The organism is Mixta theicola (assembly GCF_002895925.1).
Lineage (GTDB): Bacteria > Pseudomonadota > Gammaproteobacteria > Enterobacterales > Enterobacteriaceae > Mixta > Mixta theicola.
This window is the reverse complement of the sequence record NZ_NWUO01000006.1, coordinates 130,150-154,710: the sequence shown is the minus strand read 5'-3', so window position 1 is coordinate 154,710 and position 24,561 is coordinate 130,150. Positions and strand designations below refer to the sequence as shown.

28 protein-coding genes are annotated in these 24,561 nt (G+C 55.1%); 6 read left to right on the top strand and 22 right to left on the bottom strand.

Translation table 11 applies throughout. The features are described 5' to 3' along the window. Nucleotides 1-78 precede the first annotated feature (78 nt). Both gntR and COO59_RS10080 read right to left on the bottom strand, forming a co-directional pair. Nucleotides 79-1,074: a gluconate operon transcriptional repressor GntR gene (gene gntR / locus COO59_RS10085; protein ID WP_103059668.1), complete on the bottom strand. Its 996-nt coding sequence runs from the start codon at nt 1,072-1,074 to the stop codon at nt 79-81. Between the two features lie 158 nt (nt 1,075-1,232). After that, on the bottom strand, nt 1,233-1,928 hold the full coding sequence (locus COO59_RS10080) for a pirin family protein (protein ID WP_103059667.1): 696 nt from the start codon (nt 1,926-1,928) through the stop codon (nt 1,233-1,235). An 88-nt stretch (nt 1,929-2,016) separates the two neighbouring features. On the opposite strand from COO59_RS10080, the gene COO59_RS21035 reads away from it, so the two are divergent. Next, on the top strand, nt 2,017-2,367 hold the full coding sequence (locus tag COO59_RS21035; protein ID WP_205960862.1) for a PIN domain-containing protein: 351 nt from the start codon (nt 2,017-2,019) through the stop codon (nt 2,365-2,367). Here the strand turns inward: COO59_RS21035 and COO59_RS10065 are convergent. The 5 genes from COO59_RS10065 to ggt all read right to left on the bottom strand — a co-directional run bounded on the left by COO59_RS10065 (nt 2,329) and on the right by ggt (nt 6,427). Then, entirely contained in the window at nt 2,329-2,808 is a 480-nt protein-coding gene (locus COO59_RS10065; RefSeq protein WP_103059666.1) for a putative T6SS immunity periplasmic lipoprotein, read from the bottom strand. The genes COO59_RS21035 and COO59_RS10065 overlap by 39 nt on opposite strands. A gap of 2 nt (nt 2,809-2,810) precedes the next feature. Further along, the gene (locus tag COO59_RS10060) at nt 2,811-3,350 is read right to left on the bottom strand and encodes a type IV secretion protein Rhs (protein ID WP_240614117.1); all 540 of its coding nucleotides are present in this window, start codon (nt 3,348-3,350) and stop codon (nt 2,811-2,813) included. A 502-nt stretch (nt 3,351-3,852) separates the two neighbouring features. Next, the gene (locus tag COO59_RS10055; RefSeq protein ID WP_103059665.1) at nt 3,853-4,278 is read right to left on the bottom strand and encodes a type II toxin-antitoxin system VapC family toxin; all 426 of its coding nucleotides are present in this window, start codon (nt 4,276-4,278) and stop codon (nt 3,853-3,855) included. Next, nucleotides 4,278-4,529, bottom strand: a complete 252-nt coding sequence (locus tag COO59_RS10050; RefSeq protein WP_103059664.1) for a type II toxin-antitoxin system Phd/YefM family antitoxin — start codon at nt 4,527-4,529, stop codon at nt 4,278-4,280. Before COO59_RS10050 ends, COO59_RS10055 begins: the two co-directional genes overlap by 1 nt. Nucleotides 4,530-4,678: 149 nt before the next feature. Further along, nucleotides 4,679-6,427 carry a gamma-glutamyltransferase gene (ggt, locus tag COO59_RS10045; protein ID WP_103059777.1) on the bottom strand — a complete coding sequence of 583 codons (1,749 nt, stop codon included), beginning with the start codon at nt 6,425-6,427 and terminating at the stop codon, nt 4,679-4,681. A gap of 200 nt (nt 6,428-6,627) precedes the next feature. On the opposite strand from ggt, the gene COO59_RS10040 reads away from it, so the two are divergent. Then, nucleotides 6,628-6,930, top strand: a complete 303-nt coding sequence (locus COO59_RS10040) for a DUF2756 domain-containing protein (protein WP_103059776.1) — start codon at nt 6,628-6,630, stop codon at nt 6,928-6,930. Nucleotides 6,931-6,933: 3 nt separating this feature from the next. On the opposite strand, the gene ugpQ is transcribed toward COO59_RS10040, so the two are convergent. The 10 genes from ugpQ to COO59_RS09990 all read right to left on the bottom strand — a co-directional run bounded on the left by ugpQ (nt 6,934) and on the right by COO59_RS09990 (nt 16,959). Beyond that, nucleotides 6,934-7,671, bottom strand: coding sequence for a glycerophosphodiester phosphodiesterase (gene ugpQ, locus COO59_RS10035; protein WP_103059663.1), 738 nt, complete (start codon nt 7,669-7,671; stop codon nt 6,934-6,936). Next, entirely contained in the window at nt 7,668-8,741 is a 1,074-nt protein-coding gene (locus COO59_RS10030) for a sn-glycerol-3-phosphate import ATP-binding protein UgpC (RefSeq protein WP_103059662.1), read from the bottom strand. Before COO59_RS10030 ends, ugpQ begins: the two co-directional genes overlap by 4 nt. A 3-nt stretch (nt 8,742-8,744) precedes the next feature. Further along, on the bottom strand, nt 8,745-9,590 hold the full coding sequence (ugpE, locus tag COO59_RS10025; RefSeq protein ID WP_103059661.1) for a sn-glycerol-3-phosphate ABC transporter permease UgpE: 846 nt from the start codon (nt 9,588-9,590) through the stop codon (nt 8,745-8,747). Next, a complete protein-coding gene (gene ugpA / locus COO59_RS10020) occupies nt 9,587-10,474 on the bottom strand; it encodes a sn-glycerol-3-phosphate ABC transporter permease UgpA (RefSeq protein ID WP_103059660.1) in 888 nt (295 codons plus the stop codon). Before ugpA ends, ugpE begins: the two co-directional genes overlap by 4 nt. Nucleotides 10,475-10,558: 84 nt before the next feature. Beyond that, nucleotides 10,559-11,878, bottom strand: coding sequence for a sn-glycerol-3-phosphate ABC transporter substrate-binding protein UgpB (gene ugpB, locus COO59_RS10015; protein ID WP_103059659.1), 1,320 nt, complete (start codon nt 11,876-11,878; stop codon nt 10,559-10,561). 160 nt (nt 11,879-12,038) lie between these two features. Then, on the bottom strand, nt 12,039-12,752 hold the full coding sequence (gene livF / locus COO59_RS10010) for a high-affinity branched-chain amino acid ABC transporter ATP-binding protein LivF (protein WP_103059658.1): 714 nt from the start codon (nt 12,750-12,752) through the stop codon (nt 12,039-12,041). A gap of 1 nt (nt 12,753) precedes the next feature. Next, on the bottom strand, nt 12,754-13,521 hold the full coding sequence (gene livG, locus COO59_RS10005) for a high-affinity branched-chain amino acid ABC transporter ATP-binding protein LivG (RefSeq protein ID WP_103059657.1): 768 nt from the start codon (nt 13,519-13,521) through the stop codon (nt 12,754-12,756). Further along, nucleotides 13,518-14,792 (bottom strand): high-affinity branched-chain amino acid ABC transporter permease LivM, encoded by a 1,275-nt coding sequence (locus COO59_RS10000; protein WP_103059656.1) that lies wholly within the window; start codon nt 14,790-14,792, stop codon nt 13,518-13,520. The genes livG and COO59_RS10000 overlap by 4 nt, the downstream gene beginning before the upstream one ends. Continuing rightward, on the bottom strand, nt 14,789-15,715 hold the full coding sequence (gene livH / locus COO59_RS09995) for a high-affinity branched-chain amino acid ABC transporter permease LivH (protein WP_103059655.1): 927 nt from the start codon (nt 15,713-15,715) through the stop codon (nt 14,789-14,791). The genes COO59_RS10000 and livH overlap by 4 nt, the downstream gene beginning before the upstream one ends. Nucleotides 15,716-15,843: 128 nt before the next feature. After that, the gene (locus tag COO59_RS09990) at nt 15,844-16,959 is read right to left on the bottom strand and encodes a branched-chain amino acid ABC transporter substrate-binding protein (protein ID WP_103059654.1); all 1,116 of its coding nucleotides are present in this window, start codon (nt 16,957-16,959) and stop codon (nt 15,844-15,846) included. A 394-nt stretch (nt 16,960-17,353) separates the two neighbouring features. Between COO59_RS09990 and panM the strand changes: the two genes are divergently transcribed. After that, nucleotides 17,354-17,749 (top strand): aspartate 1-decarboxylase autocleavage activator PanM, encoded by a 396-nt coding sequence (gene panM, locus COO59_RS09985; protein ID WP_103059653.1) that lies wholly within the window; start codon nt 17,354-17,356, stop codon nt 17,747-17,749. Nucleotides 17,750-17,841: 92 nt separating this feature from the next. Here the strand turns inward: panM and rpoH are convergent, their stop codons facing one another. The 4 genes from rpoH to ftsY all read right to left on the bottom strand — a co-directional run bounded on the left by rpoH (nt 17,842) and on the right by ftsY (nt 22,258). Continuing rightward, nucleotides 17,842-18,699, bottom strand: coding sequence for an RNA polymerase sigma factor RpoH (gene rpoH, locus COO59_RS09980; protein ID WP_103059652.1), 858 nt, complete (start codon nt 18,697-18,699; stop codon nt 17,842-17,844). A gap of 262 nt (nt 18,700-18,961) precedes the next feature. Continuing rightward, complete coding sequence (ftsX, locus tag COO59_RS09975; protein ID WP_103059651.1) at nt 18,962-19,945, bottom strand: permease-like cell division protein FtsX; 984 nt, start codon at nt 19,943-19,945, stop codon at nt 18,962-18,964. Further along, the gene (ftsE, locus tag COO59_RS09970) at nt 19,938-20,603 is read right to left on the bottom strand and encodes a cell division ATP-binding protein FtsE (RefSeq protein ID WP_103059650.1); all 666 of its coding nucleotides are present in this window, start codon (nt 20,601-20,603) and stop codon (nt 19,938-19,940) included. The genes ftsX and ftsE overlap by 8 nt, the downstream gene beginning before the upstream one ends. A 5-nt stretch (nt 20,604-20,608) precedes the next feature. Beyond that, nucleotides 20,609-22,258 (bottom strand): signal recognition particle-docking protein FtsY, encoded by a 1,650-nt coding sequence (gene ftsY, locus COO59_RS09965; protein WP_103059649.1) that lies wholly within the window; start codon nt 22,256-22,258, stop codon nt 20,609-20,611. Nucleotides 22,259-22,445: 187 nt separating this feature from the next. Between ftsY and rsmD the strand changes: the two genes are divergently transcribed. Continuing rightward, nucleotides 22,446-23,048 (top strand): 16S rRNA (guanine(966)-N(2))-methyltransferase, encoded by a 603-nt coding sequence (rsmD, locus tag COO59_RS09960; protein ID WP_103059648.1) that lies wholly within the window; start codon nt 22,446-22,448, stop codon nt 23,046-23,048. Next, a complete protein-coding gene (locus COO59_RS09955; protein ID WP_103059647.1) occupies nt 23,038-23,307 on the top strand; it encodes a DUF1145 family protein in 270 nt (89 codons plus the stop codon). The genes rsmD and COO59_RS09955 overlap by 11 nt, the downstream gene beginning before the upstream one ends. Before the next feature lies 1 nt (nt 23,308). Here the strand turns inward: COO59_RS09955 and COO59_RS09950 are convergent, their stop codons facing one another. Then, a complete protein-coding gene (locus COO59_RS09950) occupies nt 23,309-23,668 on the bottom strand; it encodes a DUF2500 domain-containing protein (RefSeq protein ID WP_103059646.1) in 360 nt (119 codons plus the stop codon). 188 nt (nt 23,669-23,856) lie between these two features. On the opposite strand from COO59_RS09950, the gene COO59_RS09945 reads away from it, so the two are divergent. Continuing rightward, nucleotides 23,857-24,486, top strand: coding sequence for a lysoplasmalogenase (locus COO59_RS09945; protein ID WP_103059645.1), 630 nt, complete (start codon nt 23,857-23,859; stop codon nt 24,484-24,486). Nucleotides 24,487-24,561 lie beyond the last annotated feature (75 nt).

Below are 24,561 nucleotides of genomic sequence, written 5' to 3'. Positions count from 1 at the left end.
CAGTACGTGCGTTTATTAGCGCAACCTGTCTGACAGGAAAAGCGTGGAATTGTGAGCGAGTTCAAAAAAACTGCAGATTCAGATGCTCTCCCCTTCCTGAATCTCAAATCCCACATCCACTGGTTGATGTTCGCGCCTTTCGCCGCCGATACGCGCCAGCAGCAGCGCGGCGGCCTCTCGTCCCATACGATCGCGCGGCGTCAGCACGGTGGCTAAACGCGGCGTGACCACGTGCGCAATATCGTGCCCGTGAAAGCCCGCAATCGCCATTTGCTGCGGCACGCGCAATCCCTGGCGCTGGCATTCAAACATAGCACCTATCGCCAAATCGTCATTGGTGCAGAACAGGCTGTCGGTCTGCGGATAACGCCGCCGCGCTTCACACAGCAGCATCGCGCCCGCGCTAAAAGAGGACGCCTCTTCCATCATGACGCTGCGCGGTTCCAGCCCCGCCTCGCACATCGCCAGCTCGTAGCCTCGTTGTTTTTGCAACGTGCGCTCGTCAAGCCGCGCGCCAAGATAAACGGTATGGCGATGCCCTTTCGCCAGAATCGCCTGCGTCATTTGCCGCGCCGCCTCAACGTTATCAAAACCCACCGCCATATCCAGGCAGGGCGAAACGCTGTCCATCATTTCAATCACCGGAATGCCGGCGGTTTCAATCATCCGCAGGCTGGCTGGCGTGTGGGTGCGCTCGGTAAGGATCAGCCCGTCGATGTTCCAGCCCAGCAGCGAGCGCAGCTGCAGCTCCTCCTTCTCCGGGTTATAGCCGAAATGGCCGACCAGCGTCTGATAACCTGCCGCGTCGGTTACGCTTTCAATGCCGCGCAGCACGTCGGCGAAAACCTGGTTAGTTAGCGAAGGCAGCAGCACGCCAATCGCGCGGCTGGTGGCGTTAGAGAGCATATCGGGGGCGCGGTTAGGAATGTAGCCCAGCTCATCCAGCACCACGGCGATTTGCGCGCCCAGCGCGGCGGAGACCTGCTGCGGATTACGGAGATAGCGGCTGACGGTCATTTTCGTCACGCCGACGCGATCGGCAACATCCTGAAGCACGGGTCTTTTCTTCTTCATTATCATTCGCAGGCCAGAGGGAGATGACAGTGAGTTTACAAAAAAACCGCAGCAGTAACGAGCAGGGAAAACGCGCCTTATCCGGCGCTGTCGGCGCATTGTTAAATCGCAGGCAAAAAAAGGCCGCCGTCGGGTTGCGACGGCGGCCTGCGTCACGCTTAAACCGGCGGCAGATCGAACAGCAGGACCTCTGCATCGCTGCCTGCCTGCAGCGTCAGCGCGCTCTCTTCCCAGATGGCCAGCGCGTCGCTGGTAGCGATCGGCTGATCGTTAACCTGCACCTCGCCTTTTACTACCTGAATCCAGATGCGGCGTGACGGATCCAGCGCAATGCTATCGCTCTCGCCCGCTTTCAGTACCCAGCGCGACAGCGTCATATCCTGATAAACCTTCAGCGAACCGTCACGGGCATCCGGCGACAGAATCAGCTGGCGGCCGGAGACATCCGCAAATCGTCGCTGGTCGTAGCGCGGCTCAATGCCGGTTTTTTCCGGGATAATCCAGATCTGATACAGATGCAGCGGCTCGCTGCTGCTGGCGTTGTATTCGGAATGGCGCACGCCGGTGCCGGCGCTCATAATCTGGAACTCGCCCGCCGGGATCTGCTCTTTATTCCCCATACTGTCCTGATGCTCTACGGTGCCGGAAAGCACGTAGGTCAGGATTTCCATATCTTTATGGGGATGCGTACCGAATCCCTCGCCGCCCGCGATAACGTCTTCGTTAATTACCCGCAGCGCCGAGAAGCCCATAAAGTTGGCGTCGTAGTAGTTAGCGAATGAAAAAGTGTGCCAGCTGTCCAGCCAGCCGTGGTTAGCATGACCGCGCTCTTCAGCTTTGCGTAAGTAAATCATATTCAATGCTCCTCAACGTTTTTTTCTAGTCTGGGGCCGGAGCAGGCTGAATGATAGCTGAAAAAGTTCACGCCTCTGTTCAAAAAAAATGAACGGAAAATTAACTGAGATTCCGGTAAAAAGTAAACATGCACTTTTGGTGGCAGACCTGCCTGAAAGGTTACACAAAGATCCCTTTGATCGTCTTATTGTGGCTCAGGCTAAGCATGGACAGATGCCCTCTAACAGAAAAGCTGGCTTGCAGGTCACGCGAGATGGGCAAAAAAAAGCCAGCTCTTGGCTGGCTAAAAAATACTGGAAGCAATGTGAGCAATGTCGTGCCTTCGCAGAGAGTCCGATGTCAGCCTCGCTGGAGTGCATGGCAATAGTAATCATTATCATTCGTATTTGTAAAGCTTTTTTATTGCTGCTCTGGCGAGATGAGTTGAAACTCATCTGACGATCTTGCTGGTAAGTTCCAGTTCGGCGGCTCCGGCTCGACTTCTTCAACCTGAAGTCCATTTATGCCTTCAAACAGACGGAAGCGGACAATAAATTCTCTGCCCCAGGGAAAGCGCTTCTTTTTAAATTTTTTTTCTGAACTCAGAACAACCGAAAAAACGTAAGCAGTATCAGGACGAAACGGATAAGCGGCAATATCCAGACACTCATCAGCACGGACAGTGTAGGACCTGGGTATAAAAAGTTTTTCGCGGGCCATACCTGCCATTTCATAGATATGTATGGCGTAAACCTCTTCGTCACCCTCCGGCTGTACGGTCACGCACGGTTTATTATCTTTAATGTTCACCTGAGCAGGATAGTTAGGATGATAATAGTCGCCCGGCCCGGGGCAGCCGCTTAGAAAAAAAACGGCTGCTATTAAGAGTAATTTACGCATTGTTATCTCTGCCTGAGAAAATGGGTTAATACACGTTTATAATCCGCTTTGATATTTGGGTAAGCTTCACCTGTAAAAGTTCCAATAGATGGAAGCAGCTTGAGCCATGCCCCATATCCATAGCGATAAAGCAAAAAATAGTCAGCCACTATCTGCGCCTGCTGTTCCATAGAGTAATCCTGCAAATATTTATTTCCTTCAAAATCATAGTCATAATCAGCCGCCCAGCTAAACAATCCGCGGGTTCTGACCCACATCCCTTTCTGATATTGCCAGACATGAGTCAGCTCATGAATAAAAGCATGCTGTTTACCCATGTCGGAAATCGCCGAGAAATCAGCCGCATAGTAATAGTCACGCATGTAAATCTCCCCGTTGGGCGCCATCGCCACATTTTGGCCCTGCAGGCCAAACGGAAAGTAGCTGTCGTAGTGGATCCAAACGCGAGAATAGATAATCGCATTGCCAAATATCGTTTTAGCCATATTTATTTCGCCCGGCGTCATCAGGCGTAAGCTGCCTTCTTTTCCATTGTTTATCATACGGTATCCCTGCCTGTAGGTTAATAAGTCCAAACCCTAAGACCATAAGTTTCTTAATAATTAAAATTTAGCGGCAACCAAACTCTTCCTGACTTATTAATAGAATCTATTATTCACTCAGTTAATTAATTTAACCTAAACGGTTAGATGACACATTTTATCTATTGTAACTCTTTCACTCAGCAAGCCATTAATATACGAAGCCGTCTGTTAATATAAAATAACAGGTCAATTTACTCGATCCATTAACTAATAAAAAGAAAGCAGGATAGTTTAAATTATTCAGAGAGTTAGAAAATAAATAACCTCACTGCCATCGCAAAGCAATACGTATTTTCTATTATTCGACAGGCGCCTCACTTTTTACAATAAAATATCCCGTTAATAGTACGCATAATTTTATTAATTTTTTGTGGCAAAAGCGCATTGCTCATCAGCGGCCTGGCCACTATGCGCTGGTCGCCTTCCTTGAGAAGCGCGTAGTCATTAAAGGGAGACGGCGCTATGCCGTTTCCCAGGGATCAAGTAAGCCAGGTCCCATGTCGATAAAGTCTTTAGTATTGCGGGTAACAAGGATCATTTCATGCAGGTAAGCCGTGGTGGCAATGAGCGCATCATTTTCCGAGCGTTTGTCCGGGATATGCAGCTGCGCGCAATAGCGGGCAACCTGCACATCAATAGCCAGGATACGCTCTGCAAATTCAGTCAATACCCTTTGCTCAAACCACTGGCGTAATATTGCTGCCTGTGAAGCATCTTTACGTGCCAGATTAAGGATGCCTTTTTCAATCTCCATGACGGTAATAACAGAAATAAACAAATCGCCGGCATCAACTGACTCGGCCCAACGTGCAACGTTAGCATCAATTTTTTGCGTCCCTGCCTTTCTCAGTTCGGAAAAAACATTGGTATCCAGTAAATAGCGCATCAGAAATCAACGTCCCGGTTAATAATATTTCCACGCTCAGGTTCAAAATCTATATCAGCCGCCTCCACCATTTGCAAGGCATCAAGAATATTTCTACGTGAACCACTGAGCTTTTTAAATTCTTCCCAGCTCAATAATACATATGCCGGTTTACCACGATCGGTAATATAAACCGGGCCATTTTTAGATGATTTTTTAGCCTTTGATATTTCCTGATTAAAGGCACGGCTGGAAATTGTCGTAATGGTCATACCGCCTCCTGATTTGTAGCAACGATGCTACAAACCATAGGCAGCTCCTGCAGAAGTTTCAATCTATTATGCGGCTTTTGCGGTAACTTCCCTGCCCGTTCATCGCTGCGCGCCGTGCCGGAATTCAGGTTTCCGACACGGCTTATCCGTTAATATCCCGCCGTTAAATCATCTACCGTACGCGGATCGGACGCGCCGTACAGCGTGCCGTCAGGCCCGATCATAATGCTTTGCGTACTGCCCATCGCCGGTAATACTTTGACGTTCTGTCCTTTTGCGCTCAGCAATTTAAGCGTATCCGGGCTGAATCCCTTCTCAACGCGTAGCTGATCCGGCAGCCACTGATGATGGAAACGCGGCGCGTTGGTCGCTTCGGCAACGTTCATGCCAAAATCAATGCTGTTAATCACCATTTGCAGCACGGTGGTGATAATCCGGCTGCCGCCTGGGCTGCCGGTTACCAGCCAGGTTTTGCCATCCTTCACCACGATAGTTGGCGACATTGATGAAAGCGGACGCTTGCCGGGCTGGACGGCGTTGGCCTCGCCGCCGACCAGGCCATAAACGTTTGGTGTACCGGGGCGGGCGGAAAAATCATCCATCTCATTATTCAGCAGAATACCGCTGTTGCCCGCCACGATGCCGCTGCCGAAATTAGTATTCAGCGTATAGGTCACCGCGACCGCAATGCCCTGCTTGTCCACCACCGAAAAGTGCGTGGTCTGGTTGCTCTCATACGGCTCCAGTTTGCCCGGCTTGATCTGTTCCGAAGGCCGCGCTTTGGCTAAATCAATCTGCTGCGCCAGCGATTTAGCATAGGCTTTGCTGGTCAACGCCTGCCACGGCACCTTCACAAAATCGGGATCGCCGAGGTATTCCGAACGGTCGGCGTAGGCATATTTCTCCGCTTCGGCGGTAATCTGCATCGCGTCGGCGCTGCCGAAGCCCATTTTCGCCAGATCGAAGTTTTCCAGAATATTAAGGATCTGCACGATATGAATACCGCCGGAAGAGGGCGGCGGCATGGAAAAGATCTGATAGCCGCGATAGCTGCCGCTAATCGGCTGGCGCTCTATCGCGTGATAGCTGGCTAAATCCGCTTTGCTAATCAGGCCGCCATGCTGGGCCATTTCTGCGGCGATCCGATCGGCGATCTCCCCTTTGTAAAAGGCATCGGCTCCCTGGCGCGCAATCAGCGACAGGCTGTGCGCCAGGTTAGCCTGCACCAGACGTTCGCCTTTCTGATAAGGCGTGCCGTCCGGCTTAAAGAAAATAGCCCTGCTGTTGTCATGGGCAAGCAGCACTTCTTTACCATAGCTATTCAGATCGTCAGCCAGCGCATCGTTTACGATGATGCCCTTGCGCGCCAGTTCAATTGCGGGCTGCACCAGCTGGCTCAGCGGTAGCGTACCGTATTTCTTTGCCGCCAGCGCAAAGCCCGCTACCGTGCCGGGCGTACCGGAAGCCAGCGGCGAGGTCAGTGAAAGTTTGCTGTCCGCATTGCCCTGCTTATCCAGGAACATATCCCGGCTGGCGCGGGCGGGCGCAATCTCACGGAAATCAATAGCGGTAACGCGGCCAGAAGCGGTGCGCAACAGCATAAACCCTCCACCGCCCAGATTTCCCGCCTGCGGATGGGTCACCGCCAGCGCAAAACCCACCGCCACGGCGGCATCCACCGCATTCCCGCCCTGACGCAAAATATCCACGCCGATCTGCGTGGCAGTTGCATCCACCGATGCCACCATTCCCTGTTTAGCCCGAACCGGATGGAAGGTATCCGCCTCAATGCCATAGGAAACCGGCGGAGCATTTTGTACCAGCGCCAGCGCCGATCCGCCCCACAGCAGCGTTAGCAACGCAGCGGTGAGCCGCCATCCCTTTACTTTTTTCTGCATATCATCGCCCGTCTTGTTATTTACGTTGTGTTTACTTTTTTTAAACATGCACAAAATAAGCACAGAAAGCGAGCCCTAACGCAAATTAGCGCCCGGAGAGAGGCCGCTCGCTGAAGGTGAGTTAAACTTAGAGTGGGCAACCAACAGCGATGCCGCTCCGGCGTCGTCTACGCCGCGTTGCCAATGAAGGAGAACAGAAAGTGAAAAAACTACTGATGATTTTTATCGCTCTGCTGCCGCTGAGCGGCATGGCGAATATGCTGAATAATAACAACAACAATCCTAATCAGCCGGGTTACAACCCAAGCCAGCAGCGTTTGCAAAACCAGATGCAAACGCGCCAGATGCAGCAGCAAAGCAAGCTGCGTCTGGATCAACAGCAGCAGACGCAGCAGATGCAGCGCCGTATGCAGGAACAGCGTAACAGCACGCAGCAGCGCGTTTTACAGTCGCAGCCCGGTAGCAATACGCCGCCGCCGGTGTATCAGAACAATACCCGGTAACGCTTAAAAATCGGGGCCGATAATATCGATGCGATCGGTGCAGATCGCATCCACGCCCCACTCCAGCAGGGTTCGCGCACGTTCGGGCTGGTTCACGGTATACACCAGAATTCTCAGCCCCGCCTGTTTAATCGCGGCGGTGCGCTCCGCATCCAGCAAGCGATGATTCAGGTGAATAGAGACGCAATCCAGCACCTGGGTCATCGCCTGCCACTCTTCATGCCATTCGTCCAGCAGCAGTCCGCGCGGCAGTTCCGGTGCGGCCTGCATCGCCGCTTCCAGCGCGACCACAGAAAACGACGAAAGCAGCGGCGCGGTTTCGCCCTGCCACAGTTCACGCGCCGCCAGCGCTACCGCTTTTCCGGTCTGTGCTTCATAGCCGGTAGTCGGCTTAATTTCGATATTCGCCAGCAGGCGATGCTGACGGCAGCGCGCCGCAACGGCCTCCAGCAGCGGCAGCCGCTCGTTGGTAAAGGCTTTGCCAAACCAGCCGCCAACGTCCAGCTGCGCCAGCTGATGCCACGGCAGCTCACCCGCAATGCCCCAGCCGTTGCTGGTACGATCGAGCGTGTCGTCGTGCAGCAGGAAAATATGCTCATCGCGCGACAGCTTAGCATCGAATTCAATCATGGTATGGCCGTAACGCGCGCCGGTATCAATCGCCGCCAGCGTGTTTTCCGGCGCCAGCTTGCCGCCGCCGCGATGGGCCACAACGTGTGGATAGGGCCACTCTTTCTTCATTCCAGACGCGCTCCGTGTTTAGCCGAGAAAAAGTGTAGCGCCTCGACGGGCAGATGCAGCCACAGCGTGCTGCCCGGCACCGGACGCTCAAGATGCGGCAAGCGTACCACAAGGCGTTGTTCGCCCCACCTGCCGTGCGCCAGATTATCCGCGCCGAGGATCTCCAGCGTTTCGACAATCAGCGGAATGCCGCCCGCTTCCCGGCTGCTGAGACCAATATGCTCCGGGCGAATGCCCAGCGTCGCCGCCTGATTCGCCCACTGACTTTTCGCGACGGACAGCGGCAGCGCCAGATTATCGCCCAGCATAAACGCGTTGCCGTCGCGGCTGAAGCAGCCTTCCAGCAGGTTCATCGCCGGTGAGCCGATAAAACTGGCGACGAAGCGCGTCGCCGGACGCTCGTAAACCTCAACCGGCGTGCCGACCTGCTCGACGACGCCTTTATTCATCACCATTACGCGCTGCGCCAGCGTCATCGCTTCCACCTGATCGTGCGTAACATACAGGCTGGTGGTGCGCAGCCGACGATGCAGCTGTTGTAGCTCCAGGCGCATCTGAACGCGCAGCCGCGCATCCAGGTTAGAAAGCGGCTCGTCAAACAAAAAGACCGCCGGCTCACGCACTATCGCACGCCCCATCGCCACGCGCTGCCGCTGCCCGCCTGACAGCTCGCGTGGATGCCTTTTCAGTAGCGCATCCAGCTCCAGGCTGCGTGCCGCTTCCAGAACGCGCTGGCGGATCAGCTCGCGTCCCATGCCGCGAATTTTCAGGCCGTACGCCATGTTCTCTTCAACCGTCATATGCGGGTAAAGCGCATAGTTCTGGAAAACCATCGCAATGCCGCGATCTTTCGGCTCCAGCTCGGTTACCCGCTGCGTATCGATATAAATATCGCCGCTGGTAACGCGCTCCAGCCCGGCCACCATACGTAACAGCGTCGATTTACCGCAGCCGGAGGGCCCTACCATCACCATAAATTCGCCGTTGCCAATCACCACATCCAGCGGCTGTATAATTTGCTGCTTGCCATCATAGGACTTGGTGACGGCCTGAAGGGTTACTGCTGCCATAGTCTATTTCTCGCTCTCTACCAAACCACGGACAAATGCCCGCTGCATCACCATCACCACCACCACCGGCGGGATCAGCGTCAGCAGCATCGCCGCCATCACCAGGTTCCATTGGGTAGTGCCTTCGCCGGAGGAAATCATGCTGCGAATGCCCGCCACCGCCGTGCCCATTTTGGTCTCGCTGGTGATCAGAATCGGCCACAGATACTGGTTCCAGCCGTAGATAAAGGTGATCACAAAAAGCGCCGCCAGGTTGGTGCGCGACAGCGGCAGCACAATATCGCGGAAGAAGCGCATCGGGCCTGCGCCGTCAATGCGCGCCGCCTCCAGTAGCTCATCCGGCAGCGACATAAAGAACTGTCGAAACAGAAAAGTGGCGGTGGCGGACGCCATCAGCGGCAGCGTCAGGCCGCTGTAGCTGTCAAGCAGCTGCAGATGAGCCACCACTTCCACCGTGGGGAAAATACGTACCTCAACCGGCAGCATCAGCGTGATAAAAATCATCCAGAACACCAGGTTGCGCAGCGGAAAGCGAAACCAGACCAGCGCAAAGGCGGAAAGCATCGAGACGGTGATTTTGCCGAAGGTGATAGCCAGCGCCATCAGCGTACTGTTAAACAGCAGCACGCTCATCGGCGCGCTGTTGCTGCTGACACCGTGCAGCCAGATCTCACGCAGGTTGTGCCACAGCTGCGTGCCGGGCACCAGGCTCATCGGCACCTGAAAAATCTGCTGGTTATCCAGCGTGGCGGCAACAAAGGCTACCCAGAGTGGGAACAGAATGGTCAGAATGCCTGAAATCAACATAACGTGACTGAAAATATCCAGCCCGCGACGGTGTTCAATCATTGATAACGCACCTTACGCTCGACGTAGCGGAACTGAATAATGGTTAAGATAATCACCAGAAACATCAGCACGACCGACTGCGCCGCCGATGAAGAGAGATCGAGACCGGCAAAGCCTTCCCGATAAATTTTATAAATCAGCGTGGTGGTGGCCTGTACCGGGCCGCCCTGCGTCGCGGCGTCAATTACCGGAAAGGTGTCAAAAAAGGCGTAAACCAGATTCACCACCAGCAGGAAGAAACTCACCGGCGCTATCAGCGGCAGCGACAGTTGAAAGAAACGGCGTACCGGCCCGGCGCCGTCAATGGCGGCCGCTTCAACCAGAGACTGCGGGATCGACTGCAGCGCAGCGAAGAAAAACAGGAAGTTATAGCTAATCTGTTGCCATACCGAGGCCAGCACCACCAAAAACATCGCCTGGCCGCTGTTCTGCGCGTGGTTCCAGCCGTAGCCGATGTCCCGCAGGAAGTGCGCAATCAGCCCGATGCCGGGGTTAAATAAAAACATCCACAGCACGGCGGCGATCGCGGGCGCAACCGCGTAAGGCAACAGCAGCAGCGTCTGATAAAAGCGTTTCAGGCGCAGCACATAATCGGTCAGTGCGGCGAACAGCAGCGAGATCGCCAGCCCAAAGCCGGTCACCAGCGCGCTGAAAATCAGCGTAGTCCAGAAGGAGGCAAGATAATAAGCGTCATCCAGCAGGCGGCTAAAGTTCTCCAGCCCGACAAAGGTACTGGAAAAGCCAAAGGGATCGACGCTTTGTACCGAATACCAGAGCGCCTCGCCGGCAGGCCAGATAAAAAAGATCAGGGTGATTAATAGCTGAGGAAAAACCAATACCCAGGGCAGCCAGCGTGACTGGAAAACGGGACGAGAACTCGACATGCGGTGGTTCCATAACAGATCGGCACAAGCGGTGCGTGACAGGGCGGAGCGATAGCCGGGCCGCCGCAGCAGCCCGACGTCTGCTTACTTCACCTGTTGTTCGAAGCGGCGCAGCAGCAGATTGCCGCGCTGGACGGCGGAATCAAGCGCGGCCTGCGGCGTTTTACTGCCGTTCCAGACGCCTTCCAGCTCCTCATCAACAATGGTGCGGATCTGCGGCATATTGCCGAGGCGTAAGCCTTTGGTGAAAGGCAACGGCGGCTTGTTCAGCATCTGTCGCGTAGCGATATCCGCGCCCGGATTCTTCTCATAGTAGCCCTGCTGGCGCGTCAGATCGTAAGCGGCCTTAGTGATCGGCAGATAACCGGTTTTCTGATGCCATTCGGCAGCGATTTCCGGCTGGGCGAGATACTGTAAAAACTCCGCCACGCCTTTGTAGGTCGCGTTGTCCTTGCCCTGCATGACCCACAGGCTGGCGCCGCCGATAATGGCGTTCTGCGGCGCGGCCGGAACGCTTTCGTCATACGGCATCATGCCGACGCCATAACTGAATTTGGCATGCTGACGAATATCCGCCAGCGAACCGGATGAGGCGGTGGTAATCGCGCAGTCGCCGTTATAGAACTTCTCGGTAGACTCATCCTTACGGCCAAAATAGCTGAAGCCCCCTTTTTTGTTCATCTCTTCCAGCATGGCGATATGACGCACCTGCTCCGGCTTATTGAAAATCAGCTCGGCGCTGGTGCCGCCAAAACCGTTATTCTCGGTGGCTACCGGCAGCCCGTGCCAGGCGCTGAAGTTTTCAATTTGAATCCAGCCCTGCCAGCCGCTGGCGTAGCCGCACTGCATGCCCGCTTTACGCAGCGCCGCAGTATCTTTTGCCAGCTGTTGCCAGGTTTTTGGCGGCTGCTCCGGATCTAACCCGGCTTTCCTGAAGGCGTCTTTGTTGTAATAGAGTACCGGCGTGGAGCTGTTAAACGGCTGCGACAGCAGATGGCCGCTTTTCGCATCGGTATAGTAACCGGAGACGGTCGGGACAAACTGCGATTCGTCGAACCTGATGCCCGCATCGTTAAATACTTCATAGACCGGCTTGATCGCTTTGGACGCCATCATGGTAGCGGTGCCCACTTCGTAAACCTGCAAAATCGCCGGCGCTTTGCCGGTGCGTACCGCGGCGATACCGGCCGCCAGGCTCTGCTCATAGTTGCCTTTATAAACCGGTACGATTTTATAATCGGGGTGCGCCTGGTTAAAACGTTGTGCCAGTGAGTCAACTTCTTTGCCTAATTCGCCTTCCATAGAGTGCCAGAACGGAATTTCCGTCGCGGCCAGGGCGTTGCCGCTCAGTGCCAGTCCCAGCACCATGCTGAGAGCGGTATGACGAAACGTAAAGTAGGACATAGCGTTTTCCTGTGACATTGTAGGTATACGTAAAAACACGCTTTTTTTGTTCGCAACGTAACATGACACGGAAAAATGACGGTGAGATAACCGTAAGGTGACGGAAAGATGACGGCGAGGTTGCAAAGAACCGCCCGCCGAACGACGGGCGGCCTGAAGGTTACGCGCCGAGGTAGGCGCTGCGAACTGCCTCGTTAGCCAGCAGCGCATCGCCGCTGTCCTCCAGCACCACGTGACCGTTTTCCAGCACGTAGCCGCGATCGGCCAGCTTTAATGCCTGGTTGGCGTTTTGCTCCACCAGGAAGATGGTCATGCCTTCCTGACGCAGCTGCTCAATGGTATCGAAGATCTGTTGAATGATAATCGGCGCCAGCCCCAGCGAAGGCTCATCCAGCAGCAGCAGCCGCGGCTGGCTCATCAGCGCGCGCCCAATCGCCAACATTTGCTGTTCGCCGCCCGACATGGTGCCCGCGCGCTGAACTCGCCGCTCATGCAGGCGCGGAAACAGTTCGTAAACCTGCGCAATCCGCTGCTGATACTGCTGGCGGCTGGCGAAAAAGCCGCCCATCGCCAGATTCTCTTCCACCGTCATGCGCGAGAAAACCCGTCGTCCTTCCGGCACGATAGCAATCGCCTCGCGCATAATACGCGCCGTTTGCCAGTCGGTAATATTTTTGCCATCGAAGGAAATGGTGCCTTCAGAGGCGCGCGGCTCGCCGCACAGCGTGCCCAACAGCGTGGTTTTTCCCGCGCCGTTCGCGCCAATCAACGTGACGATTTCGCCCTGATTAATCTCCAGGCTAACCTGATGCAGCGCCTGTATCTTGCCGTAATGCGCGCTGACCTTGCTAAGCGTTAACATCGGATTCGCCATTTTATGCCTCACCTAAATATGCACGGATCACGTCCGGGTTGTTACGTATCTCTTCCGGCGTGCCGTTTGCCAGCGGCGTCCCCTGGTTAACCACATAGATGCGATCGGAAATACCCATAACCAGCTTCATATCATGCTCAATGAGCAGCACCGTGACCTTATGTTCGCCGCGCAGCTCCGCAATCAGCTCATCCAGTTCATGCGTCTCTTTCGGGTTAAGGCCCGCCGCCGGTTCATCCAGCATCAGGATTTCCGGGCGCGTCACCATGCAGCGGGCAATTTCCAGCCGCCGCTGCTGACCGTAGGCCAGATTGCCCGCCTGCCGGTTAGCCATCTCCAGCAGCCCAACGCGCTGCAGCCAGCTGGCTGCCTGATCCAGCGCCTCGCTTTCGCTACGACGAAAAGCCGGCGTTTTCAACAGCCCGGAAAACAGGCCGCTTTTCAGATGCTGATGCTGCGCCACCAGCAGGTTTTCAACCACCGTCATTTCGCGGAACAGACGGACATGCTGGAAGGTACGCACGATGCCCATACGCGCAATCTGCTGGCCCGGCAGCCCGGCCAGCTGGCGATCGCCTAACCGAATCGATCCGCCGGTCGGCTTATAAAAGCCGGTCAGGCAGTTAAATACCGTGGTTTTTCCCGCACCGTTCGGGCCAATCAACGAAACGATCTCCTGCGGATGCAGCTTCAGCGCCACGTTATTTACCGCCAGCAGGCCGCCGAAGCGCATCATCAGGCCTTCTACCGTTAATAAAGGCTGACTCATGCCTGCTCTCCTTGTTGATCGCGCTTCAGCTTCAGATGCGGACGCTGCATCGGCAATAGTCCCTGCGGACGCCAAATCATCATCAGCACCATTAGCGCACCCAGCACTAACATGCTGTATTCATTCAAATCGCGCATCAGTTCACGCGAAACCACCAGCAGGATCGCCGCCAGGATCACCGCAAACTGTGAGCCCATGCCGCCCAGCACCACAATCGCCAGCACAAAGGCCGATTCGGCAAAGGTAAAGGATTCCGGACTGATAAAGCCCTGACGCGCGGCAAACAGGCTGCCGGCGAAACCAGCAAACGCGGCGCTGATGGTAAAAGCGGTCAGCTTGATGCGCGTTGGGCTGAGGCCCAGCGAACGGCAGGCAATTTCATCTTCACGCAGCGCTTCCCAGGCGCGGCCCAGCGGCATACGCAGCAGGCGGTTAATAACAAACAGCGTCAGCACCACCAGCAGCAGCGCGACCAGATACAGGAAAATAATACGGTCGCTGGGATCGTATTTCAGGTTAAAGAAGTGATGGAAAGTATCCCAGCCGCCGTCGCGCGGGCTGCGGTTAAACTCCAGGCCGAAAAAAGTCGGCTTCGGGATCTGGCTGATGCCGTTCGGGCCGCCGGTAATGGCGGTGTTGTTCAGCAGCAGGATACGGACGATTTCACCAAAGCCGAGCGTGACGATCGCCAGATAGTCTCCGCGCAGGCGCAGCACCGGAAAGCCCAGCAGTAGACCAAACATGGCGGAAACCAGACCCGCCAGCGGCAGGCATTCCCAGAATCCCAGGCCGTAATAGTGGTTAAGCAGCGCAAAGGTATAGGCGCCGATAGCGTAAAAGCCGCCGTAGCCCAGCACCAGCAGGCCGGAAAGCCCCACGACTACGTTCAGCCCCAGCCCAAGCATGACGTAAATCAGCGTTAGCGTCGCAATATCCACCGTGCCGCGCGAGACGATAAACGGCCAGATAACCGCCGCCACGATAAACAGCAGCGCCAGCAGCTTCTGCTTCGGCGTACTGCCGTCAAAGCCTGGCAGCACCAAGCCGCCGTGGCCGCTGCGCTTCAGGCTGCGTCCCACCAGCGGACGCAACAGCTGAAAGACAAATACCACGGCGCAGCCGATAGCGATCCAGTTCCAGCGCACGCTGCCTGCGTTATTGACCACCAGCCGCGTGCCGTCAAGGTTAAGACGCATACCCATAAAGAATGAGGCAAGGATTAACAGCATCAGTGCCGAAATAACGGCATTAACAAAGTGAGCGGGCTTCATACTTTTTCTACCTCCGGACGACCGAGGATACCCGTCGGCATAACCAGCAGCACCACAATCAGCAGCGCAAAAGAGACCACATCTTTATATTCCGTGCTGAAATAGGCGGAGGTCAGCGCCTCGGCAACGCCTAACACCAGACCGCCCAGCATCGCGCCGGGAATACTGCCGATGCCGCCCAGTACCGCGGCGGTAAAGGCCTTCATGCCCGCCATAAAGCCGATATAGGGGTTGATGACGCCATAAAACTGCCCCAGCAGCACGCCCGCAACCGCCGCCATCGCCGCGCCGATTACGAAGGTCAGGGAAATTACCCGGTCGGTGTTGATCCCCAACAGGCTGGCCATTTTTAAATCTTCGGCGCAGGCGCGGCAGGCGCGGCCCATGCGCGAATAGCGGATAAACAGCGTTAGCGCCAGCATGGCGAGGAAGGTAACCAGCCAGATAATCACCTGCATCGTGCTGATGGTGGCAGCGAACCCGTTGCTTTCGCCCAGCGTCAGTTGACCACTGACCAGGCCCGGCAGGGCGAGATCGCGTGAGCCCTGGGTCAGGCTGACATAGTTTTGCAGGAAGATAGACATCCCGATGGCGGAGATCAGCGCAATCAGGCGCTTAGAGGAGCGCACCGGCTTATAGGCGACGCGTTCAATACTCCAGCCGTAAGCGCTGGCAATCACAATCGCCGCCAGGAAACCGGCGCCGATTAATACCCAGCCCACATCAATGCCGACCATCATCAGGGCGGCAATCACGATAAACGAGACATAGCTGCCGATCATATAAACTTCGCCATGCGCGAAGTTGATCATGCCGATGATGCCGTAAACCATAGTGTAGCCAATGGCGATCAGCGCGTAGGTGCTGCCTAAGGTAACGCCGTTAAGCAACTGCTGTAGAAAATAGAGAAACTGCTCGGACATAAAATAAACCCCAACAAAGCTGCGCGGGCACCGCCGACAGCAAAAAATCGTCCGTCTTCACGAAATGCAGGATGGAACAGGGGTCAGGCGCGCCTGACCCCGGACTGCCGCTCCTCAAGTACCGTGCTTTATTTCACGGCGGTTGAGGTGCCGTCGGCGTGCCATTTGAATACGCCAAATTCAAAGCCTTTCAGGTCGCCTTTCTGATCCCAGCTCAGGTCGCCCATCACAGTAGGAACCGGCTGGCCTTCTTTCAGGTTTTTAGCAATATCCGCCGGTTCTTCGCTTTTGCTGCGCTCAATACCGGCAACCAGCGACTGCAGCGCCGCGTAGGTTGTCCAGACGAACGGGCCGGTTGCGTCCAGTTTTTTAGCCTTAATCGCATTCACAATCGGCTGGTTCGACGCCACCTGGTCATAGCGTTTTGGCAGGGTTACCAGCATCCCTTCGGACGCCGCGCCGGCAATGTTAGAGAGGGAAGCGTTGCCCACCCCTTCCGGGCCCATAAACTGCGTTTTCAGGCCGGCAGCGCGTGCCTGGCGCAAAATCTGGCCCATTTCCGGGTAGTAACCGCCAAAGTAAACGAAGTCGATGTTCTCTTTTTTCAGGCGCGCAACCAGCGTGGAGAAGTCTTTGTCGCCTGCGGTGATCCCTTCAAACATCGCGATCGGCGCGTTGGCTTTTTTCAGGCTCTCCTGTACCGAGCGCGCCAGGCCTTCGCCGTACTGCTGCTTGTCATGCACGATGGCAATGTGCTGGGGTTTAATGGTATTGAGGATGTATTTGGCGGCGGTCGGGCCCTGATCGGAATCCAGGCCGGTGGTGCGCATAATCAGCTGATAGCCACGGGAAGTCAGATCGGCTGCGGTGGCGGCAGGCGTAATCATCAGTACGCCTTCATCCTCATAAATATCGGAGGCGGGCTGGGTGGAAGAAGAACAGAGGTGACCAATAACATAACGGATACCTTCGTTAATCACTTTGTTAGCAACCGCTACCGCCTGCTTGGGATCGCAGGCATCATCATATTTTACCGCCACCAGCTTATTGCCGTTCACGCCGCCTTTGGCGTTAATATCGGCAATCGCCTGCGTAGCGCCGGTAAACTGCATATCGCCGTACTGCGCTACCGGGCCTGACATTGCGCCAACGATAGCAACTTTAATATCTTCCGCCAGCGCAGCCTGGCTCATTGCCAGCGCCATACATCCTGCCAGCATCATGCGACCTTTACTTATTTTCATCCTGACTTCCCCATCTGTTGTGATGTGCGTTGTGATTATTTTGGGCGGGCTATAGAACAAAACTTGTTTAATGTGAACGAGTTAGGAATATATCCACGCTGTTTTTATAAATAAGGCTTTATTTTTCAGTCCATTAAACAGGAATTTTATTCTGTAAATCAACTGAGATAATCAAAATCGCGCCTTTGCTACAGGACAATCATCTGGCAGTTACGGTGGCATTTTAGCCGTTTAACCAGCGCGTTATGCTGGCACCATGGCTTAACCTAAGTGTTTACCCGGAATATCCGGGCGGCAAAAAACAGATTGCTTCGTTTTCGTACAGAAAAAGTTACACGTCATTTTTTGAACATTTTCGCTACAATATGCCTTTTACCCTGGGGCTGGTTATTTCATGAAATTGACAATTATCCGACTGCAACAGCTGAGCGCGCAGGATCGTATCGATCTCGGCAAAATCTGGCCTGACGTTGACTGTGATGCGCTGGAAAAAAAGCTGAACGAAAATCATCGACTGTACGCCGCGCGTTTTAATGAGCGCCTGCTGGCGGCGGTGGAGCTGAATATACGCGGCACGCAGGGCGAGCTTTCAAAGCTGGAAGTCAGGGAGGTCACCCGCCGTCGCGGCGTTGGGCATTATTTAATGGAGGAGGTGATCGCGCAGAATCCGTCGCTGACGCAGTGGTGGGTTGCCGATGACGGCAAGGCCGATCAGCAAGTTATTGCTGCTTTTATGCAGGCCTGCGGCTTTCGTACTCAGGCTGACGGCTGGGTGTATACCGTCGGGTAGAATCGCGCTTTTCGCTGAGGGCGGCTTAATGCCGCTAATAAGTGCCAAAAAAAAGGGCGGCCTGTTAAGCCGCCCCTGACCGCAATAAAGCATTATGCTTCTATTGCTATCCGCAATTTTTTCATCGCGTTTTTCTCAAGCTGACGCACGCGCTCCGCCGAGACGCCGTATTTATCGGCCAGCTCCTGCAGCGTGGTTTTATTGTCGTCATCCAGCCAGCGGGCACGAATAATATGCTGGCTGCGCTCGTCCAGTCCCTGTAGCGCGTCGCTCAGTTTATCAGCCGCATGGTTTTCCCAGTTGTCTTCCTCGATGCCGTCGGCAAAGTCAGACGTTTTATCCTGCAGATAAAGCACCGGAGCCATGCTTTTGCCTTCGCCTGATTCATCTTCAGAGGTCAGATCGAAAGTCATATCCTGAGCGGCCATACGCGATTCCATTTCACGTACGTCTTTGCTGCTCACGCCCAGCTCGCGCGCCACCATTTCCACTTCATCCTGATTAAACCAGCCCAGACGCTGCTTGGTTTTACGCAGGTTAAAGAACAGTTTGCGCTGTGCTTTAGTGGTCGCGACCTTCACGATACGCCAGTTACGCAGCACGTATTCATGAATTTCCGCTTTGATCCAGTGAACAGCAAACGAGACCAGGCGCACCCCAACTTCAGGATTAAAGCGACGTACTGCTTTCATCAGGCCGATATTGCCTTCCTGAATCAGATCCGCCTGCGGCAGGCCATAGCCCGCGTAGTTACGAGCGATATGAACAACAAAGCGGAGGTGAGACAGGATCAGCGTTTTAGCCGCATCCAGATCGCCCTGGTAATGCAGCCGTTCAGCCAGCGCTTTTTCCTCTTCTGCCGTTAGCATCGGCCAGGTATTGGCAGCCCGAATATAGGACTCCAGGTTACCAAGAGGAGCAATAGCTAAAGTATGCATTTCTTTGGTCATTCAAACCCTCACATAATTAATAATATTGCCGCACGATTTCCTTTTGCACGATTCACCAGGGTACAGGAACCGGCAACGAAACCTCAAAGCAATCTGTGCTGCTTTATTAGATAATAAAGTTATCCACAAGTTCAATTTACAACGTGAATATTTTATACACAAGTGATGAACGATATGATTGTGACAGGCAGGAAGAGATCCGGGCGGACTTCCTCTGCAGCACAAGCGTCATGCAGCAGAGGAAGATTATACCAAAAAATCGTTACTGTGGCGTAAAACGACGTAAATGTTGTACCGTCGCCAGCCAGGCGGCAATCCAGCCGATCATCGCCGACAGCAGCAACAGCAGCAGGCTTTCATCCCACGACAGCCCGCTCAGGCGGAAAGTGGTGCCAAATACCGCCGCCACCTGCGCCACCACCGACTCCAGCCGGAAGACCAAAATTTCAGACAAAACCAGTGACAGCAACGCCCCGCCAAATCCCAGCAGCGCGCCGCCATACAGGAAAGGACGCAGGATAAAACCGTCGGTAGCGCCGATCAGCTTCTGGACGTTAATGGTATCGCGTCGGGCAAAGATGCTAAGGCGCACGCTGTTGCCAATCACCAGGAACACCGCAATCACCATCAGGATACCGATCATCGTTGCGACCTGTCCGACCAGGCCGGTCAGCGCGGCCAGACGCGCAAACCAGCTATCGTCCATGCGCACATCGTCAACGCCTTCAACGTGCTGCACGCGGTCGCGCAGCGTTTGCAGCGTTTTCTCGTTCTGGAAATTCATTTCCGGCGTAATGATCACCACCGCCGGCAGAGGATTCTGCTCCAGCATATCCAGCGCGCCGCCAAAGCCTGACCAGTTACGGAATTCGCCTAACGCCTCTTCGCGCGACAGATAGTTAACTTTCGCCACGCCCGGTTCTTTCTTCAGCGTCGCCACGACGTTTTCCGCAGCGCTGTCGTCCAGCGTTTTCGACAGATAAAGCGTCAGCTGCGGCGCCGGATACCACTGCTCCGCTGCGTGACTGACGTTTTTCCACACCATATAGCAGACGCTGGGCAGCGTCAGCGAGATGGCGATCACCATCACCGTTAGCAGCGTTGCCAACGGCTGACGCCACATATCAGAGAGCGTGCCGCGCCAGGCGTAGCGCCACTGTTCCTGCCAGCCGCCCTTTAGCGCTTTGCTTTTCGACGGCTGTTTGGTTTTCGGCGCCGGTACGCGCTTGTTGCGTTTATTAGCCACGATCGCCTCCGTGCAGTCTGCCATTGCTGAGCGTCATTACCCGATAGCTGCGCTGGCCGATTAGTCCCCTGTCGTGCGTAGCCATCAGCACCGTTACGCCAACGCGGTTGAACTCTTCAAACAGACGCAAAATATCGTTCGACAGCGCATCATCCAGGTTACCGGTCGGCTCATCGGCCAGCAGCACCGCAGGTTTATTCACCACCGCGCGCGCTATGCCAACGCGCTGCTGTTCGCCGCCTGAAAGCTGGATGGGAAAGTTTTTCGCTTTGTCGAGAAGGCCAACTTTATCCAGCGCCGCCGAAACGCGACGACGAATATCTTCGCCGCTGGCCCCGGCAATAATCAGCGGGATGGCCACGTTGTCATAGACCGTGCGATCCATCAGCAAATGGTGATCCTGAAAGATCATGCCAATCTGACGGCGCAGAAAAGGCACCTCGCTATTTTTCAGGCGGCTAATATCGTGCCCGCTGAACCAGATATGGCCCGCGCTGGGACGCTCAATGCCGCAAATTAGCTTCAACAGGGTGCTTTTCCCTGCGCCGGAATGTCCGGTCAGAAACGCCATTTCGCCCGGATGCAGATGAAAATCTACCCCTTGCAGCGCTTGCCGACCGCCGAGATAAGCCTTACTGACCTCTTCAAAGCGAATCATCCTGGTTAATCCTCTCGGGCAAACAGTGCCTCAATAAAATCTTCGGCCTTAAACGGCCGCAAATCATCGATGCCTTCTCCGACACCGATAAAGCGAATCGGGATACCAAACTGATCCGCTACCGAGAAGATGACGCCACCTTTTGCGGTACCATCCAGTTTAGTCAGGGTAATCCCGGTCAGACCTACCGCCTCATGGAACAGCTTAGTCTGACTGACCGCATTCTGGCCGGTGCTGGCGTCAATCGTCAGCATCACCTCGTGCGGCGCATTTTCATCCAACTTCTTCATCACGCGGGTGATTTTTTTCAGCTCTTCCATCAGATGCGCTTTATTCTGCAAACGACCTGCGGTATCGGCGATTAACACATCCACGCCGCGCGCTTTGGCGGCCTGAATCGCATCGAAAATCACCGAGGCGGAATCCGCGCCGGTATGCTGCGCCACCACCGGAATATGGTTGCGTTCGCCCCATACCTGCAGCTGCTCGACCGCCGCCGCACGGAAAGTATCGCCCGCCGCCAGCATCACCGATTTGCCTTCTGCCTGGTACTGACGCGCCAGCTTACCGATGGTGGTGGTTTTACCCACGCCGTTAACGCCAACCATTAAAATAACAAACGGCGTTTTGCCCGTCATATCCAGCGGCGCTTCGACCTTATGCAGAATCCCGGCCATGTCCGTTTTCAGCAGGCCGTACAGCGCCTCGGCGTCACGCAGCTGTTTACGGTTCGCCTGCTGCGTCAGGCTGGTGATAATGCGCTGAGTGGTATCGACGCCGACATCCGCGATCAGCAGCTGTTCTTCCAGCTCTTCAAACAGCTCATCATCGATTTTTTTGCCACGGAACAGGCTGATAAAGCCAGAACCAAGGTTCTGCCGCGTTTTGACCAGGCTGCGCTTTAAACGGGCAAAAAAGCCCTCTTTGGTCGGTCGATCCTGCTCAACGGGCGCGGCGGCAATTTGCGTCTCTTCTTCCGTCTCTTCTTCCGGCTCCTCAGCCAGCGCCAGCGCGGCCAGTTCCTCATCGGAAAGCGGCGCGTCATCCTGTTCTTCAGCCGGGGCCAGCTCTACCGCTGCCGCGACTTCCGCAGCGATTGCCGCATCTTTCTCTTCGGCAGGCGCCGTTGCTTCCGCAAGGATCTCGGCGACCGGCTCAGCAGCAACCGGTGGCATCACTTCCGGCAGAACTTCTTCTACCGGCGCAACGGCATCGACCGGCTGACTCTCTTCCGGCAGAACTTCTTCTTCTACCGGCGCAGCGGCATCGACCAGCTGCGTCTCTTCCGGCAGAACTTCTTCTTCTACCGGCGCAGCGGCATCGACCGGCTGACTCTCTTCCGGTAGAACTTCTTCTTCCACCGGCGCAGCGGCGTCAGCCAGCTGACTCTCTTCCGGCAGGATCTCTTCTGGTGGCGCGACAGCCTCTGTTTTTACCTCTTCCGGCTGCGCTTCGCGCGCCACGGCTTCGGTTGTCGCCACAATATCGGCAGCCAGCTGTTCGGAGTCCGGCTTTTCTGCCGCAGGCTCTGCGTTTTCGGCTGCATTTTCCGTTTGCTCCGTTAACGTCTCTTTTTGTTCTTCTGGCTGTACAGGCGTTTCTTCACGACCAAAACCCAGCCAGGAAAAAAAGCCACGCTTTTTCTCTTTTGCCATTGTGTGACTACACTCCTCGATGGCTTTCATCCGGTCGTCTGTTGCGCCGGGCTGAAAAAATAACCTGATAAAGAATTCATTAGTCTAACACTTTCCAGCGAACGCAACACCAGCACCCTTTTTAACGTTTCCTCAACCGCTTTCGCCCGTTAAACTACGCAACAAATTATGACGAGTTGTGAGCATCATGAATAAAAAACCCCGCGGCGGCGCCGGACAAATCCGCATAATTGGCGGTCAATGGCGTGGACGAAAACTGCCGGTTCCCGACAGCGCCGGGCTGCGCCCCACTACCGATCGGGTGCGCGAAACGCTGTTTAACTGGCTGGCGCCCGATATTCAGCAGGCTCGCTGCCTGGACTGCTTCGCCGGCAGCGGCGCGCTTGGGCTTGAGGCGCTGTCGCGCTATGCCGGTTCGACCACGCTGCTGGAACTGGAAAAGCCGGTGGCCCAGCAGCTGGTGCAGAATCTGCAGACGTTAAAAGCCAGTAATGCGCAGGTAATCCAGACCAACGCGCTTAGCTGGCTGGCGCAGCAGGGCGAGCCCTATCAAATTGTGTTTATCGATCCGCCCTTTCGCAAAGGACTGTTAGAGCAGACGCTGCAGCTGCTGGAAAACAACCGCTGGCTGGCTGACGGCGCGTTGATTTATGTCGAAAGCGAAGTGGAAAACGGCGCGCCGCCGGTGCCGGTTAACTGGCAGCTGCACCGGGAAAAAATCGCGGGACAGGTCGCCTACCGCTTATATCGCCGTGAAGAGGTATCACAGGAGCAGGAAGATGTGGCTTAATCTGGGTCGTTTATTAATGGTGTTCGTTTGGGCGTTTCTGCTGCTGAATATTGTGCATCCTTTTCCCAAACCGCTGACATATTTTGTTAACGTTGCGCTGATTTTTATGGTGCTGATGCATGGCCTGCAGCTGGTGCTGCTGAAAGCCACGCAGCCAAAAGATGGCGTCAGGCTAAGCCGTGTCACCCAGATTAAGATCTTCTTTTTCGGCGTGTTTGAGCTGCTTGCCTGGCAAAAAAAGCATTATCCGCCACGGTAGATTAATCGTTAACGGGCGTAAAAGAGATAAAGCGGCTGCCCTGCACTTTAAGCTCGCCTTTTGCGCCTTTATCCAGCTGATGATAATCGCTCGCCTTTACCGTCAGCTTAATATCGCTGCCGCCGTTTAACGGATGAAACCAGGCCTCATAGCGCATCTCTTCCCCGGCAATGACTTCACGCTGGCGTGAACGTCGGTTCGGCGCCGGAAACTCACGTTTACTTTTAATTTCTGCCAACAACAGGCGCACCGGCGAAGCCGCGTTTGCCGCATTTTCGCGCCGTTGCTTAATGAACTGACGCGAGGCCAGTACGGCAATAATCGCCAGCACGATGATAAAAATTAACGGCGGTTTGCTCATCTCTCTTCGGCTCCCTTTAAGCGCCCTGTCGCGCGAGAAGAATACAACCAGAACGCACCCATTGTCACATTGCGCGCCCCTAACCTAAACTCAGTGCAGGATGTTGCACATAACACGGTGGCCAGACCACCAGCGCTACGTATTGATGGTTGATTTTGCTGTCACCCCTTTCAGAAAAGGACAACGTAATGATTTGGTCGTTTCTTGCGGTACTTTTTTCCGGCTGGCTGTATGTCGACGCTTCTTATCGCGGTCCACAATGGCAGCGCTGGCTGTTTAAACCGGTCACCCTGTTGTTGCTGCTGGCCTGGGCCTGGCAGGCGCCTACGCTTAATCCCACCGACTATCTGATCCTGCTCGGCCTGTTGGCGACGATGGCGGGCGATGCGCTAACGCTGCTGCCGCGTCAGCGCATGATGTATGCGCTGGGCGCTTTTTTCCTTGCGCATCTGCTGTATACCATCAATTTTGCCAGTCATATGACGATGAGCTTCTTCTGGCCCATCCCGCTGACGCTGCTGATTATTGGCATCGTCTGGATCGCCGTAATCTGGTCGCGGCTGGAGGAGCTGCGCTGGCCGGTCTGTACCTTTATCGGCATGACGCTGGTAATGAACTGGCTGGCGGCCGAACTCTATTACTTCCGGCCCACCGATTACAGCTTTTCGCTAATGGCGGGCGCTTCTCTGCTGACGCTGGCTAACCTGGTCTGGTTTATCAGCCATTATCGCAAGCGCTTTACGGCGGACAACGCCATTGTCGCCGCCTGCTATTTCGCCGGACACTTTATGATCGCCCGCTCGCTTTGGCTGTTCTGACGAGAATATTGCCTCTTGACTCTGGAGGTAGCTCCAGAGTGTAGGATGCAGCTATCTTCATTTGCTGCATAATCC

Bases quoted from the DNA above. Each gene is read 5' to 3' on its own strand.
- gntR (WP_103059668.1), bottom strand. From the start codon at position 1,074: ATGAAGAAGAAAAGACCCGTGCTTCAGGATGTTGCCGATCGCGTCGGC.
- COO59_RS10080 (WP_103059667.1), bottom strand. From the start codon at position 1,928: ATGATTTACTTACGCAAAGCTGAAGAGCGCGGTCATGCTAACCACGGC.
- COO59_RS21035 (WP_205960862.1), top strand. From the start codon at position 2,017: ATGAACGGAAAATTAACTGAGATTCCGGTAAAAAGTAAACATGCACTT.
- COO59_RS10065 (WP_103059666.1), bottom strand. From the start codon at position 2,808: ATGCGTAAATTACTCTTAATAGCAGCCGTTTTTTTTCTAAGCGGCTGC.
- COO59_RS10060 (WP_240614117.1), bottom strand. From the start codon at position 3,350: ATGATAAACAATGGAAAAGAAGGCAGCTTACGCCTGATGACGCCGGGC.
- COO59_RS10055 (WP_103059665.1), bottom strand. From the start codon at position 4,278: ATGCGCTATTTACTGGATACCAATGTTTTTTCCGAACTGAGAAAGGCA.
- COO59_RS10050 (WP_103059664.1), bottom strand. From the start codon at position 4,529: ATGACCATTACGACAATTTCCAGCCGTGCCTTTAATCAGGAAATATCA.
- ggt (WP_103059777.1), bottom strand. From the start codon at position 6,427: ATGCAGAAAAAAGTAAAGGGATGGCGGCTCACCGCTGCGTTGCTAACG.
- ugpQ (WP_103059663.1), bottom strand. From the start codon at position 7,671: ATGAAGAAAGAGTGGCCCTATCCACACGTTGTGGCCCATCGCGGCGGC.
- COO59_RS10030 (WP_103059662.1), bottom strand. From the start codon at position 8,741: ATGGCAGCAGTAACCCTTCAGGCCGTCACCAAGTCCTATGATGGCAAG.
- ugpE (WP_103059661.1), bottom strand. From the start codon at position 9,590: ATGATTGAACACCGTCGCGGGCTGGATATTTTCAGTCACGTTATGTTG.
- ugpA (WP_103059660.1), bottom strand. From the start codon at position 10,474: ATGTCGAGTTCTCGTCCCGTTTTCCAGTCACGCTGGCTGCCCTGGGTA.
- ugpB (WP_103059659.1), bottom strand. From the start codon at position 11,878: ATGTCCTACTTTACGTTTCGTCATACCGCTCTCAGCATGGTGCTGGGA.
- livF (WP_103059658.1), bottom strand. From the start codon at position 12,752: ATGGCGAATCCGATGTTAACGCTTAGCAAGGTCAGCGCGCATTACGGC.
- livG (WP_103059657.1), bottom strand. From the start codon at position 13,521: ATGAGTCAGCCTTTATTAACGGTAGAAGGCCTGATGATGCGCTTCGGC.
- COO59_RS10000 (WP_103059656.1), bottom strand. From the start codon at position 14,792: ATGAAGCCCGCTCACTTTGTTAATGCCGTTATTTCGGCACTGATGCTG.
- livH (WP_103059655.1), bottom strand. From the start codon at position 15,715: ATGTCCGAGCAGTTTCTCTATTTTCTACAGCAGTTGCTTAACGGCGTT.
- COO59_RS09990 (WP_103059654.1), bottom strand. From the start codon at position 16,959: ATGAAAATAAGTAAAGGTCGCATGATGCTGGCAGGATGTATGGCGCTG.
- panM (WP_103059653.1), top strand. From the start codon at position 17,354: ATGAAATTGACAATTATCCGACTGCAACAGCTGAGCGCGCAGGATCGT.
- rpoH (WP_103059652.1), bottom strand. From the start codon at position 18,699: ATGACCAAAGAAATGCATACTTTAGCTATTGCTCCTCTTGGTAACCTG.
- ftsE (WP_103059650.1), bottom strand. From the start codon at position 20,603: ATGATTCGCTTTGAAGAGGTCAGTAAGGCTTATCTCGGCGGTCGGCAA.
- ftsY (WP_103059649.1), bottom strand. From the start codon at position 22,258: ATGGCAAAAGAGAAAAAGCGTGGCTTTTTTTCCTGGCTGGGTTTTGGT.
- rsmD (WP_103059648.1), top strand. From the start codon at position 22,446: ATGAATAAAAAACCCCGCGGCGGCGCCGGACAAATCCGCATAATTGGC.
- COO59_RS09955 (WP_103059647.1), top strand. From the start codon at position 23,038: ATGTGGCTTAATCTGGGTCGTTTATTAATGGTGTTCGTTTGGGCGTTT.
- COO59_RS09950 (WP_103059646.1), bottom strand. From the start codon at position 23,668: ATGAGCAAACCGCCGTTAATTTTTATCATCGTGCTGGCGATTATTGCC.
- COO59_RS09945 (WP_103059645.1), top strand. From the start codon at position 23,857: ATGATTTGGTCGTTTCTTGCGGTACTTTTTTCCGGCTGGCTGTATGTC.